The sequence below is a fragment of the Lysinibacillus sp. FSL W8-0992 genome (genome assembly GCF_038008685.1).
Lineage (GTDB): Bacteria > Bacillota > Bacilli > Bacillales_A > Planococcaceae > Lysinibacillus.
The window spans coordinates 1,316,055-1,333,492 of sequence record NZ_JBBOZQ010000001.1 but is presented as its reverse complement, the minus strand read 5'-3'; the positions used below and the strand labels follow the sequence as shown (position 1 = coordinate 1,333,492).

General features: G+C 41.0%; 15 protein-coding genes, 3 rRNA genes, 1 pseudogene and 2 riboswitches. Of the genes and pseudogenes, 1 reads left to right on the top strand and 18 read right to left on the bottom strand.

What is annotated here, in order from left to right; genetic code table 11:
• Window positions 1-10: 10 nt before the first annotated feature.
• From purK to NSQ74_RS06385, 18 genes and pseudogenes are all read right to left on the bottom strand, one after another.
• The gene (purK, locus tag NSQ74_RS06470) at window positions 11-1,135 is read right to left on the bottom strand and encodes a 5-(carboxyamino)imidazole ribonucleotide synthase (RefSeq protein WP_340822205.1); all 1,125 of its coding nucleotides are present in this window, start codon (window positions 1,133-1,135) and stop codon (window positions 11-13) included.
• Window positions 1,132-1,620, bottom strand: coding sequence for a 5-(carboxyamino)imidazole ribonucleotide mutase (gene purE, locus NSQ74_RS06465; RefSeq protein WP_340822204.1), 489 nt, complete (start codon window positions 1,618-1,620; stop codon window positions 1,132-1,134). The genes purK and purE overlap by 4 nt, the downstream gene beginning before the upstream one ends.
• Window positions 1,621-1,832: 212 nt before the next feature.
• Window positions 1,833-1,931: riboswitch (purine riboswitch) on the bottom strand.
• 91 nt (window positions 1,932-2,022) lie between these two features.
• Complete coding sequence (locus tag NSQ74_RS06460) at window positions 2,023-2,217, bottom strand: NETI motif-containing protein (RefSeq protein WP_340822203.1); 195 nt, start codon at window positions 2,215-2,217, stop codon at window positions 2,023-2,025.
• A gap of 238 nt (window positions 2,218-2,455) precedes the next feature.
• Window positions 2,456-2,571, bottom strand: a 5S ribosomal RNA gene (gene rrf / locus NSQ74_RS06455).
• Between the two features lie 71 nt (window positions 2,572-2,642).
• A 23S ribosomal RNA gene (locus NSQ74_RS06450) occupies window positions 2,643-5,570 on the bottom strand.
• A 310-nt stretch (window positions 5,571-5,880) separates the two neighbouring features.
• Window positions 5,881-7,432, bottom strand: a 16S ribosomal RNA gene (locus NSQ74_RS06445).
• The 16S, 23S and 5S rRNA genes sit together here, the layout of an rRNA operon.
• A gap of 413 nt (window positions 7,433-7,845) precedes the next feature.
• Complete coding sequence (locus tag NSQ74_RS06440; RefSeq protein WP_340822202.1) at window positions 7,846-9,150, bottom strand: NCS2 family permease; 1,305 nt, start codon at window positions 9,148-9,150, stop codon at window positions 7,846-7,848.
• Window positions 9,151-9,281: 131 nt separating this feature from the next.
• Window positions 9,282-9,383: riboswitch (purine riboswitch) on the bottom strand.
• A gap of 367 nt (window positions 9,384-9,750) precedes the next feature.
• Complete coding sequence (locus NSQ74_RS06435) at window positions 9,751-10,419, bottom strand: MOSC domain-containing protein (RefSeq protein ID WP_340822201.1); 669 nt, start codon at window positions 10,417-10,419, stop codon at window positions 9,751-9,753.
• Between the two features lie 236 nt (window positions 10,420-10,655).
• Window positions 10,656-10,907 (bottom strand): annotated as a pseudogene (locus NSQ74_RS06430) (GMP synthase (glutamine-hydrolyzing)); the annotation flags it as partial.
• Window positions 10,908-11,071: 164 nt separating this feature from the next.
• Window positions 11,072-11,368, bottom strand: coding sequence for a hypothetical protein (locus tag NSQ74_RS06425; protein ID WP_340822200.1), 297 nt, complete (start codon window positions 11,366-11,368; stop codon window positions 11,072-11,074).
• Window positions 11,369-11,440: 72 nt separating this feature from the next.
• A complete protein-coding gene (locus tag NSQ74_RS06420; RefSeq protein WP_340822199.1) occupies window positions 11,441-11,707 on the bottom strand; it encodes a hypothetical protein in 267 nt (88 codons plus the stop codon).
• Window positions 11,708-11,761: 54 nt separating this feature from the next.
• A complete protein-coding gene (locus NSQ74_RS06415) occupies window positions 11,762-12,082 on the bottom strand; it encodes a hypothetical protein (protein ID WP_340822198.1) in 321 nt (106 codons plus the stop codon).
• Window positions 12,083-12,347: 265 nt separating this feature from the next.
• The gene (locus NSQ74_RS06410; RefSeq protein ID WP_333006916.1) at window positions 12,348-12,551 is read right to left on the bottom strand and encodes a hypothetical protein; all 204 of its coding nucleotides are present in this window, start codon (window positions 12,549-12,551) and stop codon (window positions 12,348-12,350) included.
• A 234-nt stretch (window positions 12,552-12,785) separates the two neighbouring features.
• Window positions 12,786-13,631, bottom strand: coding sequence for a major capsid protein (locus tag NSQ74_RS06405; protein ID WP_340822197.1), 846 nt, complete (start codon window positions 13,629-13,631; stop codon window positions 12,786-12,788).
• Between the two features lie 108 nt (window positions 13,632-13,739).
• Window positions 13,740-14,312 carry a hypothetical protein gene (locus tag NSQ74_RS06400; RefSeq protein ID WP_333006914.1) on the bottom strand — a complete coding sequence of 191 codons (573 nt, stop codon included), beginning with the start codon at window positions 14,310-14,312 and terminating at the stop codon, window positions 13,740-13,742.
• Between the two features lie 46 nt (window positions 14,313-14,358).
• Window positions 14,359-14,829 carry a hypothetical protein gene (locus tag NSQ74_RS06395; protein ID WP_340822195.1) on the bottom strand — a complete coding sequence of 157 codons (471 nt, stop codon included), beginning with the start codon at window positions 14,827-14,829 and terminating at the stop codon, window positions 14,359-14,361.
• Between the two features lies 1 nt (window position 14,830).
• A complete protein-coding gene (locus tag NSQ74_RS06390) occupies window positions 14,831-15,226 on the bottom strand; it encodes a hypothetical protein (RefSeq protein WP_340822193.1) in 396 nt (131 codons plus the stop codon).
• Window positions 15,223-15,489, bottom strand: coding sequence for a hypothetical protein (locus NSQ74_RS06385; protein ID WP_333006910.1), 267 nt, complete (start codon window positions 15,487-15,489; stop codon window positions 15,223-15,225). Before NSQ74_RS06385 ends, NSQ74_RS06390 begins: the two co-directional genes overlap by 4 nt.
• Before the next feature lie 933 nt (window positions 15,490-16,422).
• On the opposite strand from NSQ74_RS06385, the gene NSQ74_RS06380 reads away from it, so the two are divergent.
• On the top strand, window positions 16,423-16,986 hold the full coding sequence (locus NSQ74_RS06380) for a recombinase family protein (RefSeq protein WP_333006909.1): 564 nt from the start codon (window positions 16,423-16,425) through the stop codon (window positions 16,984-16,986).
• Window positions 16,987-17,438 lie beyond the last annotated feature (452 nt).

Here is a 17,438-nt window from a genome sequence, read left to right as displayed (position 1 = left end):
TTATCTCCTTCTATTCTGACCAAATGCCAGAACTCTCGATTTGTTGTAGTGTTGCTTCTAAGTCTTTTGTCATAATCGTTACGTGGCCCATTTTACGGTTCACCTTAGCTTCAGCTTTCCCATAAAGATGTAATGACCATTCAGGATATTTTGCAATTGAGTTACTAAGTGGCATAACATGCTGCCCTAATACATTCACCATTATAGATGGCGCCCAAAGTTGTGGTTTACGCAATGGCCAACCACAAATAGCACGGATATGCTGATGGAATTGTGATATATTACATGCCTCTATCGAATAGTGACCAGAATTATGAGGTCTCGGTGCTAGTTCATTAATAATAATGTCGCCATTTTCTAAAACAAACATTTCTACTGCCAGCGTCCCTACTAGATTTAAGTAATCAGCTATTTTTATAGCCTCTTGTTCAGCAGCCTGTGCTGTCGCCTCTTGAATGCGAGCTGGTACAATTGTTTCGTGTAAAATATGATGAACATGAATGTTTTCACCAACTGGCTGACAATATAATTCGCCATCACCGTTTCGTTGTACAATAACTGATACTTCTTTCACAAAAGGTACGAAACCTTCAGCAATACATTGTGAATGAGCAAAAAGCCCTTTTGCCAATGGTAAATCTGCTGCTGAATTTAGAAGTTGCTGCCCTTTGCCATCATAACCACCTCTTGCAGTTTTTACGATACATGGGTAGTTAATCTGGTCAATGCTAGCTACTAACTCCTCATATGTATTTGCTACGATATAAGGAGCTACTGGACAGCCTGCTTTAACGATTGCTTCCTTCTCAGTCACACGGTTTTGTGTAATGCGTACTAATTCTGCTCCTTGTGGTACATAAGCCATTTGAGTTAAACGTTTTAAGCCTTCGTAATCGATATTTTCAAACTCATACGTAATAACGTCACTGACTTCGGCAAGTTCCTCGAGTGCAGCCTCATCATCGTAAGGTGCCACAATTCGAATATCTGCAACCTGTCCACATGGTGAATCCATTGTCGGTTCAAGAACAGCTATTTTAAAACCTGCTTCCTTAGCAGCTAGTGCCATCATACGGCCAAGCTGTCCTCCTCCGATAATTCCTATCGTTTGTCCAGGATATATAATTTTTGTCACACTAAGTCACCTGTGCTTTCCAATACTTGTTGCTTCGTCGCCTCGCGTCTAGCATCTAGTTTATTAGCAAGCTCTACGTCTGTTGTCGACAAAATTTGCGCTGCAAGTAAGCCAGCATTTGTCGCACCTGCTTTTCCAATTGCCACAGTTGCTACAGGTACACCACCTGGCATTTGAACAATTGATAAGAGTGAATCAAGACCATTAAGTGCACGAGATTGTACAGGCACTCCAATGACAGGTAACGTTGTTTTAGCTGCTACCATACCCGGCAAATGCGCCGCACCACCAGCACCTGCAATAATCACTTGAATACCTCGCCCACGTGCTGCCTCTGCGTACTCAAACATTAAATCAGGCGTACGATGTGCAGATACTACTTTTTTCTCGTACGGTACTTGTAATTCATCTAAAATATCACACGCATGTTTCATAGTTTCCCAGTCACTTGAACTACCCATAATGACACCGATTTTCGGATTCATGAATTGTCGCTCCTTTTAAACGATAGAAAAATGATCGATTATTGTGCAAGCCTCTATTATTCAATAGTCACTGCATTTCTTTACTTTTTGAACAAAGAAAATCCTCAAATAAGCTACTCTCTACAATACACGTGAAAGCAGCCTACTTGAGGACTTATTATGAAAAGAATATGCAGATTTAGACATCTGTACACACATCTTCCCGTAACATGCCAAAAGTTGCTTTCCCGCATAGTCCAGCATTTACGGTGCCGGGTAGAGACACTAGAGCCAATCCTCTAGCATATATGGGGATTTAATTGTTTTCCTTATCACATTTTAACAATTGCAAACACTGACGTCAATGCTAAAATGCGAACAATTTATTTTCGGCATTAATTATTGTTCGGTTTTAAGTCGTGTTTATTCAGAATCTTGACACAACATTGCTTTAAATTGTATTTTTTGACGTAAATACGTTGGTTCACCATTCACTAGATGAAAGATAGGCTCTTCTTTCCGTCCCATCGCTATATAGCCATCCTGACGCATTCTTTCTAAACATTGATCAATTGTTTCATTTTCTTCTACTTCATACCAAATTTGCTTTTTCCCCAAACCGTTCTTCCTTCCAATCACTTGTCATTTTTATTCTTCCTTACTTGTACTCCATTATACCCGATTTGACTCATTCAAAATGTACAAAATTGTAACAATTACTACCGCCGCAATAATCCGAAAGATATGTAAACAACAGCGGAGGTTATCCTCATATTTCATATCCAATATTGTTATTACATTCTAAAAAAATGAAAAAACAAAAAAGCCAAGGAATATATCCTTGGCTTTTTTTATTGCCTAGCGACGTCCTACTCTCACAGGGGGAAGCCCCCAACTACCATCGGCGCTAAAGAGCTTAACTTCCGTGTTCGGTATGGGAACGGGTGTGACCTCTTTGCCATCATCACTAGACCTTATATTTTGTTGAAAGATTTTGTTCTTTCAAAACTGGATAAACGGTTCATTGAATGTTTCAAACTTTTTTGGTTAAGTCCTCGATCGATTAGTATTCGTCAGCTCCATGTGTCACCACACTTCCACCTCGAACCTATCTACCTCATCGTCTTTGAGGGATCTTACTTACTTGCGTAATGGGAAATCTCATCTTGAGGGGGGCTTCATGCTTAGATGCTTTCAGCACTTATCCCGTCCACACATAGCTACCCAGCGATGCCTTTGGCAAGACAACTGGTACACCAGCGGTGTGTCCATCCCGGTCCTCTCGTACTAAGGACAGCTCCTCTCAAATTTCCTACGCCCACGACGGATAGGGACCGAACTGTCTCACGACGTTCTGAACCCAGCTCGCGTACCGCTTTAATGGGCGAACAGCCCAACCCTTGGGACCGACTACAGCCCCAGGATGCGATGAGCCGACATCGAGGTGCCAAACCTCCCCGTCGATGTGGACTCTTGGGGGAGATAAGCCTGTTATCCCCGGGGTAGCTTTTATCCGTTGAGCGATGGCCCTTCCATGCGGAACCACCGGATCACTAAGCCCGTCTTTCGACCCTGCTCGACTTGTAGGTCTCGCAGTCAAGCTCCCTTGTGCCTTTACACTCTACGAATGATTTCCAACCATTCTGAGGGAACCTTTGGGCGCCTCCGTTACCTTTTAGGAGGCGACCGCCCCAGTCAAACTGTCCGCCTGACACTGTCTCCTGCCCCGCTAAGGGGCATGGGTTAGAATTTCAATACAACCAGGGTAGTATCCCACCGACGCCTCCTTCGAAGCTGGCGCTCCGAGATCTCTGGCTCCTACCTATCCTGTACAAGTTGTACCAAAATTCAATATCAGGCTACAGTAAAGCTCCACGGGGTCTTTCCGTCCTGTCGCGGGTAACCTGCATCTTCACAGGTACTATAATTTCACCGAGTCTCTCGTTGAGACAGTGCCCAGATCGTTACGCCTTTCGTGCGGGTCGGAACTTACCCGACAAGGAATTTCGCTACCTTAGGACCGTTATAGTTACGGCCGCCGTTTACTGGGGCTTCAATTCGCAGCTTCGCTTGCGCTAACCACTCCTCTTAACCTTCCAGCACCGGGCAGGCGTCAGCCCCTATACGTCACCTTACGGTTTTGCAGAGACCTGTGTTTTTGCTAAACAGTCGCCTGGGCCTATTCACTGCGGCTCTCGTGCGCTTGCACGCTCAAGAGCACCCCTTCTCCCGAAGTTACGGGGTCATTTTGCCGAGTTCCTTAACGAGAGTTCTCTCGCACACCTTAGGATTCTCTCCTCGACTACCTGTGTCGGTTTGCGGTACGGGCACCTCTCACCTCGATAGAGGCTTTTCTTGGCAGTGTGAAATCAGGAACTTCGTCCATACGGACTCGCCATCACAGCTCAACGTTATAGTGTGCGGATTTGCCTACACACACGCCTTACTGCTTGGACGCGCACAACCAACGGCGCGCTTACCCTATCCTACTGCGTCCCCCCATTTCTCAAACGGTGAGGAGGTGGTACAGGAATATCAACCTGTTGTCCATCGCCTACGCCTATCGGCCTCGGCTTAGGTCCCGACTAACCCTGAGCGGACGAGCCTTCCTCAGGAAACCTTAGTCATACGGTGGACGGGATTCTCACCCGTCTTTCGCTACTCATACCGGCATTCTCACTTCTAAGCGCTCCACCAGTCCTTCCGGTCTGACTTCAACGCACTTAGAACGCTCTCCTACCACTGACATCGTAGATGTCAATCCACAGCTTCGGTGAATCGTTTAGCCCCGATACATTTTCGGCGCAGCGTCACTCGACCAGTGAGCTATTACGCACTCTTTAAATGATGGCTGCTTCTAAGCCAACATCCTGGTTGTCTGTGCAACGCCACATCCTTTTCCACTTAACGATTACTTTGGGACCTTAGCTGGTGGTCTGGGCTGTTTCCCTTTTGACTACGGATCTTATCACTCGCAGTCTGACTCCCGTGTATAAATATCTGGCATTCGGAGTTTGTCTGAATTCGGTAAACCGGGATGGCCCCCTAGTCCAAACAGTGCTCTACCTCCAGTATTCTCATCACGAGGCTAGCCCTAAAGCTATTTCGGAGAGAACCAGCTATCTCCAAGTTCGATTGGAATTTCTCCGCTACCCACACCTCATCCCCGCACTTTTCAACGTGCGTGGGTTCGGGCCTCCAGTAAGTGTTACCTCACCTTCACCCTGGACATGGGTAGATCACCTGGTTTCGGGTCTACGACCACGTACTAATTCGCCCTATTCAGACTCGCTTTCGCTGCGGCTCCGCCTTCTAAAGCTTAACCTCGCACGTAATCGTAACTCGCCGGTTCATTCTACAAAAGGCACGCTATCACCCATTAACGGGCTCTAACTACTTGTAGGCACACGGTTTCAGGATCTCTTTCACTCCCCTTCCGGGGTGCTTTTCACCTTTCCCTCACGGTACTGGTTCACTATCGGTCACTAGGTAGTATTTAGCCTTGGGAGATGGTCCTCCCGGATTCCGACGGAATTTCACGTGTTCCGCCGTACTCAGGATCCACTCTGGAGGGAATGAACTTTCGACTACAGGGCTTTTACCTGCTCTGGCGGACCTTTCCAAGTCGCTTCATCTAACTCATTCCTTTGTAACTCCGTATAGAGTGTCCTACAACCCCAAGAGGCAAGCCTCTTGGTTTGGGCTCTTCCCGTTTCGCTCGCCGCTACTCAGGGAATCGATTTTTCTTTCTCTTCCTCCAGGTACTTAGATGTTTCAGTTCCCTGGGTCTGCCTTCAAGACGCTATGTATTCACGTCAAGATACTACGCGATTAAACGTAGTGGGTTCCCCCATTCGGAAATCTCCGGATCAAAGCTCACTTACAGCTCCCCGAAGCATATCGGTGTTAGTGCCGTCCTTCTTCGGCTCCTAGTGCCAAGGCATTCGCCGTGCGCCCTTAATAACTTAACCTTCAACGGCTTCCAATCCACTGCGCATTTCGTTGTCAGCTTCTTTCGTTCAGTCAGTCACGTACGTAAGTACGCTCCTTCTTTCACTCAATTGCTTCCTAGAACTGCTTGTGTCTTGAAACCCTATTATTAGTTATTAAGCCTAAAAAACTTAATTTAAAAATAAATGTGTTTGTTACAATTTCAATGTCGTTTTATCCAGTTTTCAAAGAACAAGTTTTGAAGTATTTCATCGTAATGATGAACCTTCAAAACTGAACGCAAAACGTAATCTTACAAACCCAAGGTTTGTATTCCGAAAATATCCTTAGAAAGGAGGTGATCCAGCCGCACCTTCCGATACGGCTACCTTGTTACGACTTCACCCCAATCATCTATCCCACCTTCGGCGGCTGGCTCCAAAAGGTTACCTCACCGACTTCGGGTGTTACAAACTCTCGTGGTGTGACGGGCGGTGTGTACAAGGCCCGGGAACGTATTCACCGCGGCATGCTGATCCGCGATTACTAGCGATTCCGGCTTCATGTAGGCGAGTTGCAGCCTACAATCCGAACTGAGAACGACTTTATCGGATTAGCTCCCTCTCGCGAGTTGGCAACCGTTTGTATCGTCCATTGTAGCACGTGTGTAGCCCAGGTCATAAGGGGCATGATGATTTGACGTCATCCCCACCTTCCTCCGGTTTGTCACCGGCAGTCACCTTAGAGTGCCCAACTAAATGATGGCAACTAAGATCAAGGGTTGCGCTCGTTGCGGGACTTAACCCAACATCTCACGACACGAGCTGACGACAACCATGCACCACCTGTCACCGTTGTCCCCGAAGGGAAAACTGTATCTCTACAGTGGTCAATGGGATGTCAAGACCTGGTAAGGTTCTTCGCGTTGCTTCGAATTAAACCACATGCTCCACCGCTTGTGCGGGCCCCCGTCAATTCCTTTGAGTTTCAGTCTTGCGACCGTACTCCCCAGGCGGAGTGCTTAATGCGTTAGCTGCAGCACTAAGGGGCGGAAACCCCCTAACACTTAGCACTCATCGTTTACGGCGTGGACTACCAGGGTATCTAATCCTGTTTGCTCCCCACGCTTTCGCGCCTCAGTGTCAGTTACAGACCAGATAGTCGCCTTCGCCACTGGTGTTCCTCCAAATCTCTACGCATTTCACCGCTACACTTGGAATTCCACTATCCTCTTCTGCACTCAAGTCTCCCAGTTTCCAATGACCCTCCACGGTTGAGCCGTGGGCTTTCACATCAGACTTAAGAAACCACCTGCGCGCGCTTTACGCCCAATAATTCCGGACAACGCTTGCCACCTACGTATTACCGCGGCTGCTGGCACGTAGTTAGCCGTGGCTTTCTAATAAGGTACCGTCAAGGTACAGCCAGTTACTACTGTACTTGTTCTTCCCTTACAACAGAGTTTTACGAACCGAAATCCTTCTTCACTCACGCGGCGTTGCTCCATCAGGCTTTCGCCCATTGTGGAAGATTCCCTACTGCTGCCTCCCGTAGGAGTCTGGGCCGTGTCTCAGTCCCAGTGTGGCCGATCACCCTCTCAGGTCGGCTACGCATCGTCGCCTTGGTGAGCCGTTACCTCACCAACTAGCTAATGCGCCGCGGGCCCATCCTATAGCGACAGCCGAAACCGTCTTTTAGAATTGTCTCATGAGAGACAACAAGTTATTCGGTATTAGCCCCGGTTTCCCGGAGTTATCCCAAACTATAGGGTAGGTTGCCCACGTGTTACTCACCCGTCCGCCGCTAACGTCAAAGGAGCAAGCTCCTTATCTGTTCGCTCGACTTGCATGTATTAGGCACGCCGCCAGCGTTCGTCCTGAGCCAGGATCAAACTCTCCATAAAAGAAATTTGATTAGCTCAAATTGTTTTGCTGGCATCAATTTTGATGTCCAAAATTTTGTTTCGTTCACTAACGAAGTTAGCTAGTAAAAACTATATTGATTACGTTTTGCTTGTTCAGTTTTCAAGGTTCATTTTGCTAGCTACTTAATAAGTAACTTTTTATAATTTAACATACATTCAATATGATGTCAACTATTATTTTCTTTCTGTATGTTGTTCGCTTGTTTCGTAACAACGTGTTTAAATATATCATCTCACATTATAGTTTGCAAGTGTTTAATTGAAATAAAACTATTCAGTCAATAGTATGATAGTAGTTTCTTCTATATTATTAAGTGCCAGGCACTCAAACAATTTTAAATAAAAAAAGCTCCACTTAGTTTTCACTAAGCAGAGCCCATTTCGGCCTTACATTATCGAACCCAGATAAAGTACGCAAGGAATACGAAGAATAATCCGTACATCATTGGGTGAATTTCTTTTTTACGACCTGCTAAAAGCATTGTTACTGGGTAGAATACGAAACCAATTGCGATCCCTGTTGCAATGGAATAGCCAAGAGGCATCATTAAAACAGTGAAGAACGCTGGAACTGCAATTTCGAATTTATCCCATTCAATTAAACGTAGTGACGAAACCATTAACACACCGACGATAACAAGTGCTGGTGCTGTTACAGCTGAAGTAACAACCGCAAGTAATGGTGAGAAGAATAGTGCTACTATAAATAATACAGCAGTAACAACTGCAGCAAAACCTGAACGAGCACCGGCTGCTACACCAGAAGTTGATTCTACATAAGCAGTAGTTGTTGAAGTACCAAATAAAGAACCAATTGTTGTTGCTAGTGCATCTGCCATAAGTGCACGGCTTGCACGTGGTAATTTATCGTCTTTTACTAATCCAGCTTGTGTTGCCACAGCCATTAATGTGCCGGCTGTATCGAAAAAGTCAACGAATAAAAATGTTAATACAACAACTAAAAATTTAACGTTTATTAACGAACCGAAGTCATGAATAATTGGGTTAAGTGCAACCATAAATGTTGAATCTACACTTGGGATCGATGCTACAACAGCTTCAGGAGGTGCAATAACACCCGTAATCATACCAACGATTGCTGTAATAACCATTCCTAAGAAAATACCGACGCTACGGAATTTAAGGATTAGGATGATTGAAATAATAATGCCGAATACTGCTAAAAGAGTTGAACCTGTAAATGCTCCTAATGTTACTAAAGTTGCTGGACTATCAACTACAATGCCAGCTCCTTGTAACCCTACAAATGTAATAAATAAACCAATACCAGCTGACACAGCATATTTAAGTTGTGCTGGAATTGCATTAATAACTGTTTCACGAATACCTGTTAATGAAAGGATAATAAATATAATCCCCGAGAAGAACACACCTGTTAAACCAGTTTGCCAAGGAATGCCATACGTCCCTACTACCGTGAAGGCAAAGAATGCATTTAACCCCATACCTGGCGCCAATGAGATTGGGAATTTAGCGAAAATACCCATAATCAAAGAACCGACTGCTGCTGCTAATGCTGTTGCCACGAAAACAGCACCTTTATCCATTCCCGCACTTTCCAGAATCCCTGGGTTAACAGCTAAAATGTATGCCATAGCTAGGAATGTTGTAATACCGCCAATTATTTCGCGGCGATAATTAGTACCTAATTCATCGAACATGAAATATTTTTTCATTTTAAAAATATCCTCCGTATTGTCGTCTTCAATATCGAAAACAAAAAAGACACGCTGACTATTCTACTAGTCGCATGTCTACGATACATTTCATCACTAATAATGTGTGAAATAAATTAGTTATTATACATCCGTATAAAAACTAAAATCGTAGTCAAGTTATTTACGGTAACTTGGTAGAAACTCACGGGCCATATTCCCGACATTATACGACGACTTATTTACTTTACAATCGTAATATATCATTTCGTTTTTTAGATTTCAACCCCATTTCCGAACATTTCTTATAAAAAAAATACGAAAGTTCGTGTAAAATACGGTATTATTGTTCTGATTTTGTAAAAACAGCGTAAAAAAACAGGAAAAATACTAACTTATACAAGTTGCTTTTCCTGTTTTTTATTTACGATTAAAGGCTATAATCGACCATTTTGCATTTGTTTTGAAAAAGTGAGCTTTTCAAATGTATGTAAATATGTCAAAGGCTTTTATATCGAATTACTCACCTAACTCCTACACAATAAGAAGTACTTAGGCAATAAATACGAAACCACCGAACATATTACGCAAGAGCTCCCATTCTCATTTCCATCATTATCCTTACTTCTCTACTCGACTCTCTAATAATTGAATTCTTTTTTCTAATTTTTGTTTCCAATCCATCGCTAATGCATCTACTGCTTGAATACGTTTCATCGCAAGTGCGTTGTTGTTTTCAAAATATACTTCATTGCAATGTAAAACCGATATACGAGCAGGGTGTCTTTCAACTATTTCAATTTTTGAGTCTACACATATTGTTCCCTCACTTAGTACACGTGCTAGGAAGCCTGTATAACCTGTTTCAATTAATCGTTTAAGTAATGTGTCAGCCTTTGTATATTTATCAATCGTACTACACGGAATACGTCCTTGCGTAATTTGAATGACTGCATCACCAATTTTATAAATATCTCCAATACAAACATCCGCTTCAAGCATATTTGTTACCGTTAAGTTCTCACCGAATGCTGCTGCTGGCAATGCCTTACCAAGTTCCTTTTCCCATTGTTCGTAATGCTCCGCAGGATATAGACAAACAGCGCGATCAGGTCCACCATGATGCTTTTTATCTGCCACATCATCTCCCTCAAATCCACGAGTAGCTAAATAAACTTCGTGCACTTTCCGTTTTTCAATCCCTGTAATCATTGATCGCCCTTTACTATAGTCCAATTCTTTCGGCATACCAACAGCAAGTGTATAAATCGTCGCTATACTTTTCTCCATTTTAATCCCCCTAAATTAAACAACAGCGTAATCATTTTACATAAATTCAGTTTACTATATCCAACGCTTTGCCAGCAATTTTGCCCTCACTACGTTAGTTTATATCATATAAATATTTCCAGTTAAAAATGACCAGAAAAGTTCTATTGTTACGTCACTTGGTGCACATCAGACAACTAAAAAAAGCCCTAAAAACCCTGTGTTACTAGGGCTTTTAGGACTCTTGCTATTAGCTATTATTCCCACTCAATTGTTGCTGGTGGCTTAGAAGTAATATCATACAGCACGCGGTTTACGTGTTTTACTTCGTTTACTAGGCGTACAGAAATTTTTTCTAGAACATCCCAAGGGATACGTGCCCAGTCAGAAGTCATACCGTCGATAGACGTTACTGCACGGATACCGATTGCGTAGTCATACGTACGAGCATCGCCCATTACACCAACTGAACGGATATCAGGTAATACCGTGAAGTATTGCCAAATGTCAGGGCAATTAATTTTATATATAAGTTAAACTTCTATTTAATTTCAACTTCTAAATAGTAGCACGTTTTTCATAAAAAATCTAGATTATTAATAAGGAAACTAGTCATTATGGGTCAACAAACTATCATTATATTTACAAAATGCACTCGAAAGAGTGCCCTGTTTTATTGCTTGTTGCGTAAGGTATGGATTGCGATGTCGTGTTCTAAAATCTTATCAGTGATGTATTTCAATGTATTAGATAGTTGTTCATCTGAATCTTGCTGTAGCTTCACGGTATGTTCAACCATTTCGACAAGACTGTCAATTTTGCCTTTCACTTCAGCCATTTCTTGCTTCATACCAACCATTTCGAATTTCATTTCAGCCATTTCAGCTTTCAATTCTTGCTTCATTTCGTCCATGCCTTTAGTGATGTTTTGAAGCATTTCAATAATTAAGTTTTCGTTTGTGTTTGTCATTTTGACCACTCCTAAGATGTTTTTATTTCATGTCTCGCATTAAATGAAGTGCTTATCTTGTTGTTCCTCTATCTATTCAGGAAACTTTAATCTTTCTAGCATTTCAGCGTACTGTGCTTTTCGGTTCTTTTCACGTTGTATTTCTTCTTCAGCTAGTTGACTGATTCTATCAAGACTTTTGTCGATTGAATCAAATTGTTTGTGCATGTCGTCAAAGTGCTTATCCAATGAATCAAAGCTTTCATTCATTGAATCAAAGCCTTCATTTATTTTACCTTGTAAAGCCTGTAGCATGTCCATAATCGCTTTTTTAGCTTCATTGTCGTTCATATCATCCATTGTTAATTTCCCCTTTCAGTCGGAATAAAAAGGCACTCATTTGAATGCCTTGTTTTACTTCTTGTCTATTACATTTAAAATCATGCTGTGCTTGCCAACTTCACCAGCTAGGTAATTAATATACCCTGCATGTTTAGCTGTTTTCTGTGTGATAGTGTCAACATTTTCAACTACTCTATTGTGTTCTTCCGTAGAAACCTGTTTGAACTCATTTACTTCAATTCGTAGTTCTTTGATTTCCTTTTCCAGCCCATCAAAGCGTTTGTCCATTGCATCAAAGCGTTGGTTCATGTCTTGGTTCATTTCATTCATTTTAGCTTGCATACCTTGAAGCATTTCCATCATTTGTGTAAGTTCGTTTGTGTTGTTTGTCATTTTAGTACACCTCAGTATATTCAACTTCATCCTAATGAGTAGCTTCTTGGATTAACTTTTCCTTCAATAAATTTATATCCTTATTTTCTTCCGTAGAAGTACAATATTCAAAATTACATCATCAGTAGCTTCATCCCTGACATTGAAGTCAAGGCAATTTAATAATATAGAAAACATCTTTAAGGAAGGTTAGCCAACTGGTCGTTATCTGATGTATTTTCTAAATATTCAGTTTCATTGTAAATGCTTATGTTCATAGTTTAATTTATTGTAGTAAAGTAGCGTCAGTTATCACTACCATCTTTTCTAATGATTCAAGTTTGATTTCGACTACCCTAAGACGCTGGTGTACTTCAGCAACTTCTTTCTTCAATTCTTTAATCTCGCCTTTCAAGTCTGTTTTCATTACACCTATATCTGTAGAAATTTCTTGAAGTCTCTCGATAATCTTTAATGTTTCAATTGCCATATTCCAACACCTCTAAACATGTATTTTAAGTATATATTAATTATGTATTAGTCATATTTTAACATGGGTTGTAGCATAATAACATGGGATTTAAGTGCTGTTTGACTAGAATAAAATGTATAACAATGCAAAAAAAATCCCCTACCAGTTCATAACGAACTAATAGGGTGACAACTATGGGGGCATAGCTGGTAATAAAACAATCTGAAGATGGCTGAAGTCTTCAGATTGCTACTAGATTGTAAAGTCTTTTAATTTCGCAACACTGTAAGGATTGCTTACCACAATTGAGACGTACCATTCAATTAAAGTTTCGTAGGTAGTCCCACGTAACCCATTATCTACGGCTGTAATTTCACCAGCCTGAATACCAGTTACTGCATCAGGACCAAGTGACATTGCATAGATAGCGTTGTCAGGCAAGAATGCATCTTCTACAACTGCAATTCGAACATCTCCGAAGCGTTGCACTGGACGTCCGAAGGCATCTTGTGAAGGTTCAATGAAGGCTTTCTGTGCCATGAATAGCTGATTCAATTTACGTCTTGTACGCTTATTCATAAAGATAACGCTAGCATTTCCCTGAACCTTATCTAACAGCTGGTGGATTAATCCTGTGTGTAATGGGAAGCCACTAGCATCAACTACCTGTGTAGCGTCCATTCGCTTATTTAAGCCGTCAAACTCCATAGGGTTTACAGATGAATCACCGTGGAAGAAAGTCTGTGTAAAGTGGTTGGCAATAGCCTTTGCCTTGCTTACTGTGGCTTCAGCACGTACATTGTTTAGATTTCCAGTCAATTCAATATAACGGTCAACTTCAACCTTTGAACCTAGTCTGCGTAGTTCCTCGAAGTGTTCCGAATTGGTAGGGTTCTCAACAATATATTCTTCATTTACTGCACGAAAAGTTGCACCACCGTCTGTTTCTTCACGGATAAAGCCATACGTAGCACCAAAAATCGTTTCGAATGGCAATACTTCTAATACAGCTGATTCACGTGCAATCGTTTGGATGATACCTTTCTTCATTGGGTTGCTTGTTAAGTAGCTAGCTTCAGTAAGTGTAATTCCTGGCATATAAAATCAATCTCCATTTCTTTGTAAGTTTTTTGCAATGAAAAAAGCCAACTGGATTTCATCAGTTAGCTTTGTTGGGGTGCATGGGTGCACTAATATTTGGTTGTTTTAAAGGTTGTTTTCTACTTCATGAATCGAAACTGTTGCACCAGCACCTAAAATCTCCATTTTGTATGGCAGATAGACGTTAGGTTGCTTTCCTAAATCCACTAAGAAGCTTTGCAGTAGTCCTTCTTCTTTAATTGCAGAATCATACTGTTCACCTAAAATTGAAAGCTTTTGCAGATATTCACTCTTTGCTTCTGCAATGCCTTCTTTAATTGCTTGTATTTCCTCTTGCTGTGCCTTATTCATTTCTGCTTTGTTAGATTGAATCTCCGCAATCACGGCATTTACATCTTCGGTCTTATACAATTCAATTTGTTTCATTTCAAGCTGGATAGATTGAATTTTATCAGTCATAGATGTCACAACTTGCTTCTGTTCCTCATACGTTTGTTCAGAAACTTGCTGAAGCAATGCTAGTTTGTGATAATCCTTTAACTTTATTTGTTCATCCTGAAGGTGTAGCTGTAGCTGAACCAACTCTTCTTGTTTACGTTCCAATGCAAGTTCATAGCTTGTGGATGCATCGGAAGCTTTGTTCAACAAGCCAGCCACTATTTTCTTTATATTTTTCATAGTATCTATTCCCCTTTTTGAATATAAATCTTCAATTGTTCAATACCTAGCCCTTCTTCATAAGCCTTCCCAGCAATTGTGTCTTGCGTTCTTCCACACTCATAGCATTGGAAGTCCCAGATGAAGTTTTAGTCAATCCTAATCGTTCCATTTGAATGCGTTTGTCATTCTCTGCTAAATACCCGAATACATCCATAAACAACTCTGTTTCTTTAATAGTAGGATTTTCTTTATAAGGAATCTTCAAGATGTGTTTTTTCATTTGCTGAAATGCATCCTTTTCATCTGCTGGTATAACAAGATTCTGTATATCTGCCATGTACTTTATGAAGGAAGGAATTTCGAGAAAATCATACCATGTATTTGTGCTGATTCTATTTGCTTTACAGAAACCAGCTATGGTATGCCCTTCCAGCATCTTTGCACGGGTGTACTGTTGTGCAAGTGCTACATGCCTATCTGTTAAATCAGGGGGCATGGGAACAGTCTTTAATAACTTTTCATCGTATATGGTCATACTAACTCACCTCCAGCACTTCAATTTGAACTGTTTTTTTACTTTTTACGGTGGCATCTTTTAGCAATCGCTTTTGTAATTTGTCTGTGTAGTAGCTGGTTTCTAGGATTGTATTCAACCAGTACAAAGCCAACTTCTTGTTAGGGTGCTTATAATTTAATTCACGCTGAACATCTTCCAAAGTGGTAATTAATCTTGCCTTGTTCTGCTTGCCATATGATTTGAAAGTTTTCAGGTGTTCTTGTAAGTCTGAATGCACCGAATTAGCCTGATACTTGAATGTGATTTCACGGGCTTCAGCAATCGCTGAAGTAAGTTTGCTATTCACGTGAGAAGAATCATATTTACTCTTTCCAATGGTGGAAATAAGGTACTCAATTTTTGTTTGTAGTGTCATGGTTGTTCACCAGCTTTCGTTTTTAATACTGCTTGTGCTTTTGCTGATTCAGCTACTAACTGCTGAAGCACCATCAGGTCAAGTTCCGTTATGCCGATTTCCTTTGCAAGTTCTTTCATACGTTCAGCAACTTTTGCTGGAATCTCAATAGTGCCAATTTCATAACAAGCAATCGTACTCTGTGATTTGCCGAGTAGTTGCCCTAATCCAGTTTGATTCAGTCCATAAAAGCCCCGTAATATGCGAAATAGTGTAATGTTCATTTTTTTCAAGCCCCCTTTTATACTCTTTGTGCTGATAATTTATTAGTCATAAGGCAATAGAAAAAGGACAACCCTGAAGGTTGCCCGTTAGTCTAATATGTAGTAGTGAATGGCTGATTCAACTAAATGCTTTATGCTTAGGTTTCTCTATATATAGGGTTCGTGAAAAGGGGCATTTGTAAGACACCGATTCAAAAGATGGTGGTTTGTACCCATGACATACAACTGGTACACCACTGGGGAAAACACAGGAAAACTTACAGTACAAAAAATTAGAAAAAAATTTAATGTTGGATATCCCATATATCAGAATCACTATTTATGAATGCCCCCCCTTGGAATTTTCAGGACATAAGTGCAATAGATGCGATTTACAACAAGCGTTCAGACGGATTCAGGTGGGTACTTATACGTTTAGAAGGATTTCACTTGCTTACAAGTCACTTTCACGGTAGTTACAAGAAGGGATTCTGGTGGATAGAAGGCATTCAGGTCACTTACTGAAAAGGTACTTAAAATATAGGGTGCTAAAAATAGGATATCCATTTTTAATACACTAAATTAATAAAAAGAGTACCCCTGTCCCCCGTGTACCCCCTATCAATATTTATTATTAATTTATTTTTGAACATTAATATTCAAGCATACAATTTACTTCGTTTGTATGAAAATGATACTTATTAAAAATGCATTCCTTCTTCATATGGAGTACGAATGTGCATGTGGATATGGGTAGTAATAGGCCGTGGCTGATAGTAGCGTAACTCTATTAAATAAAGCACACCCACCGTCTAAAAGTTACAACTTCAGGACACCCAACAAAGACAACCCAAAACTTCTAAAAATAATACTTTACATTATCTAAAAGTTAGTCTAGAATTCATTGTACATAAGTCCTTTAGACTTTAAGACTGAAAAAGGAAAGTGATACATATGGAAATTATAGGATATGCAAGAGTTTCAACAAAGGGACAAGATTTGACTAATCAAATTGAAGTATTAAAGGAATACGGCTGTGAAAAGATTTTTATGGAGAAGGAAAGTGGTGCAAAGTCTGATAGACCAGAACTGAAGAAAGCACTGGAATATTTACGTGAAGGCGATAAGCTGGTAGTTCATAAATTGGATAGGCTAGCACGTTCTACATTTGACCTTTTAAAGATTGCTGAAGATTTAGAAGCACGTGGAATTGGGCTAGTATTCATTAAAGAAGGCATTGATTTCACTACACCTAATGGAAAGCTAATGCTTACAATGCTAGGTGCTATTGCTACATTTGAACGGGATTTAATCAATGAAAGAACGTCTGAAGGTAGAGAACGGGCAAAGGCAAAGGGTACACATATGGGGCGTGTTGGACAAGATGAAAAGCAAGTAAAGAAAGCATTGTCACTCTTTCAGGATAGGGGCAATAATGGGTTATCAGTTAATGAGATTGCAAAAATGACTGGTGTACCCCGTTCAACCATATATGCAAAGGCTAAAGAACTGGTTTGATTACACTGGTTCTTTTTTTACTTCTTTGTTCAGGTACACTTCAGGAACACACCCCATCTAAGCCCACACACTTCATTTTAACAGGCTTCATTTATTCTCCAATATGAACATATGAACCGCTAGAACGCCTTCAGTGACGGGCTACAATCGTTATAAATTGCCTGTAAAAGAAGATAGGCACTCATTTTCGTTTACGTCCACGGGGTGCATTATATGGGAATTTCAGCTGTATTTTCACCAGTCATTCCACTGATATACAGTCACATTTATGACACAGATACCTAACACTTTCAGCACCATCAATAATTTCAGCCATTCACATTTCAAAAGCAGCTACATTAAATTTTTTATACAAATAAATTTTAACAAGTACCAAGTACCCCACTTCCCTTACGGTATCTGAAAATTAATATTCAATATTTAGCCTAATAGTTCAAGGTCAAAACATCAGC

Excerpts from the sequence above, each read along its gene's own strand:
- purE (WP_340822204.1), bottom strand. The coding sequence starts at position 1,620 with ATGAATCCGAAAATCGGTGTCATTATGGGTAGTTCAAGTGACTGGGAA.
- NSQ74_RS06440 (WP_340822202.1), bottom strand. The coding sequence starts at position 9,150 with ATGAAAAAATATTTCATGTTCGATGAATTAGGTACTAATTATCGCCGC.
- NSQ74_RS06435 (WP_340822201.1), bottom strand. The coding sequence starts at position 10,419 with ATGGAGAAAAGTATAGCGACGATTTATACACTTGCTGTTGGTATGCCG.
- NSQ74_RS06425 (WP_340822200.1), bottom strand. The coding sequence starts at position 11,368 with ATGACAAACACAAACGAAAACTTAATTATTGAAATGCTTCAAAACATC.
- NSQ74_RS06420 (WP_340822199.1), bottom strand. The coding sequence starts at position 11,707 with ATGGATGATATGAACGACAATGAAGCTAAAAAAGCGATTATGGACATG.
- NSQ74_RS06415 (WP_340822198.1), bottom strand. The coding sequence starts at position 12,082 with ATGACAAACAACACAAACGAACTTACACAAATGATGGAAATGCTTCAA.
- NSQ74_RS06410 (WP_333006916.1), bottom strand. The coding sequence starts at position 12,551 with ATGGCAATTGAAACATTAAAGATTATCGAGAGACTTCAAGAAATTTCT.
- NSQ74_RS06405 (WP_340822197.1), bottom strand. The coding sequence starts at position 13,631 with ATGCCAGGAATTACACTTACTGAAGCTAGCTACTTAACAAGCAACCCA.
- NSQ74_RS06400 (WP_333006914.1), bottom strand. The coding sequence starts at position 14,312 with ATGAAAAATATAAAGAAAATAGTGGCTGGCTTGTTGAACAAAGCTTCC.
- NSQ74_RS06395 (WP_340822195.1), bottom strand. The coding sequence starts at position 14,829 with ATGACCATATACGATGAAAAGTTATTAAAGACTGTTCCCATGCCCCCT.
- NSQ74_RS06390 (WP_340822193.1), bottom strand. The coding sequence starts at position 15,226 with ATGACACTACAAACAAAAATTGAGTACCTTATTTCCACCATTGGAAAG.
- NSQ74_RS06385 (WP_333006910.1), bottom strand. The coding sequence starts at position 15,489 with ATGAACATTACACTATTTCGCATATTACGGGGCTTTTATGGACTGAAT.
- NSQ74_RS06380 (WP_333006909.1), top strand. The coding sequence starts at position 16,423 with ATGGAAATTATAGGATATGCAAGAGTTTCAACAAAGGGACAAGATTTG.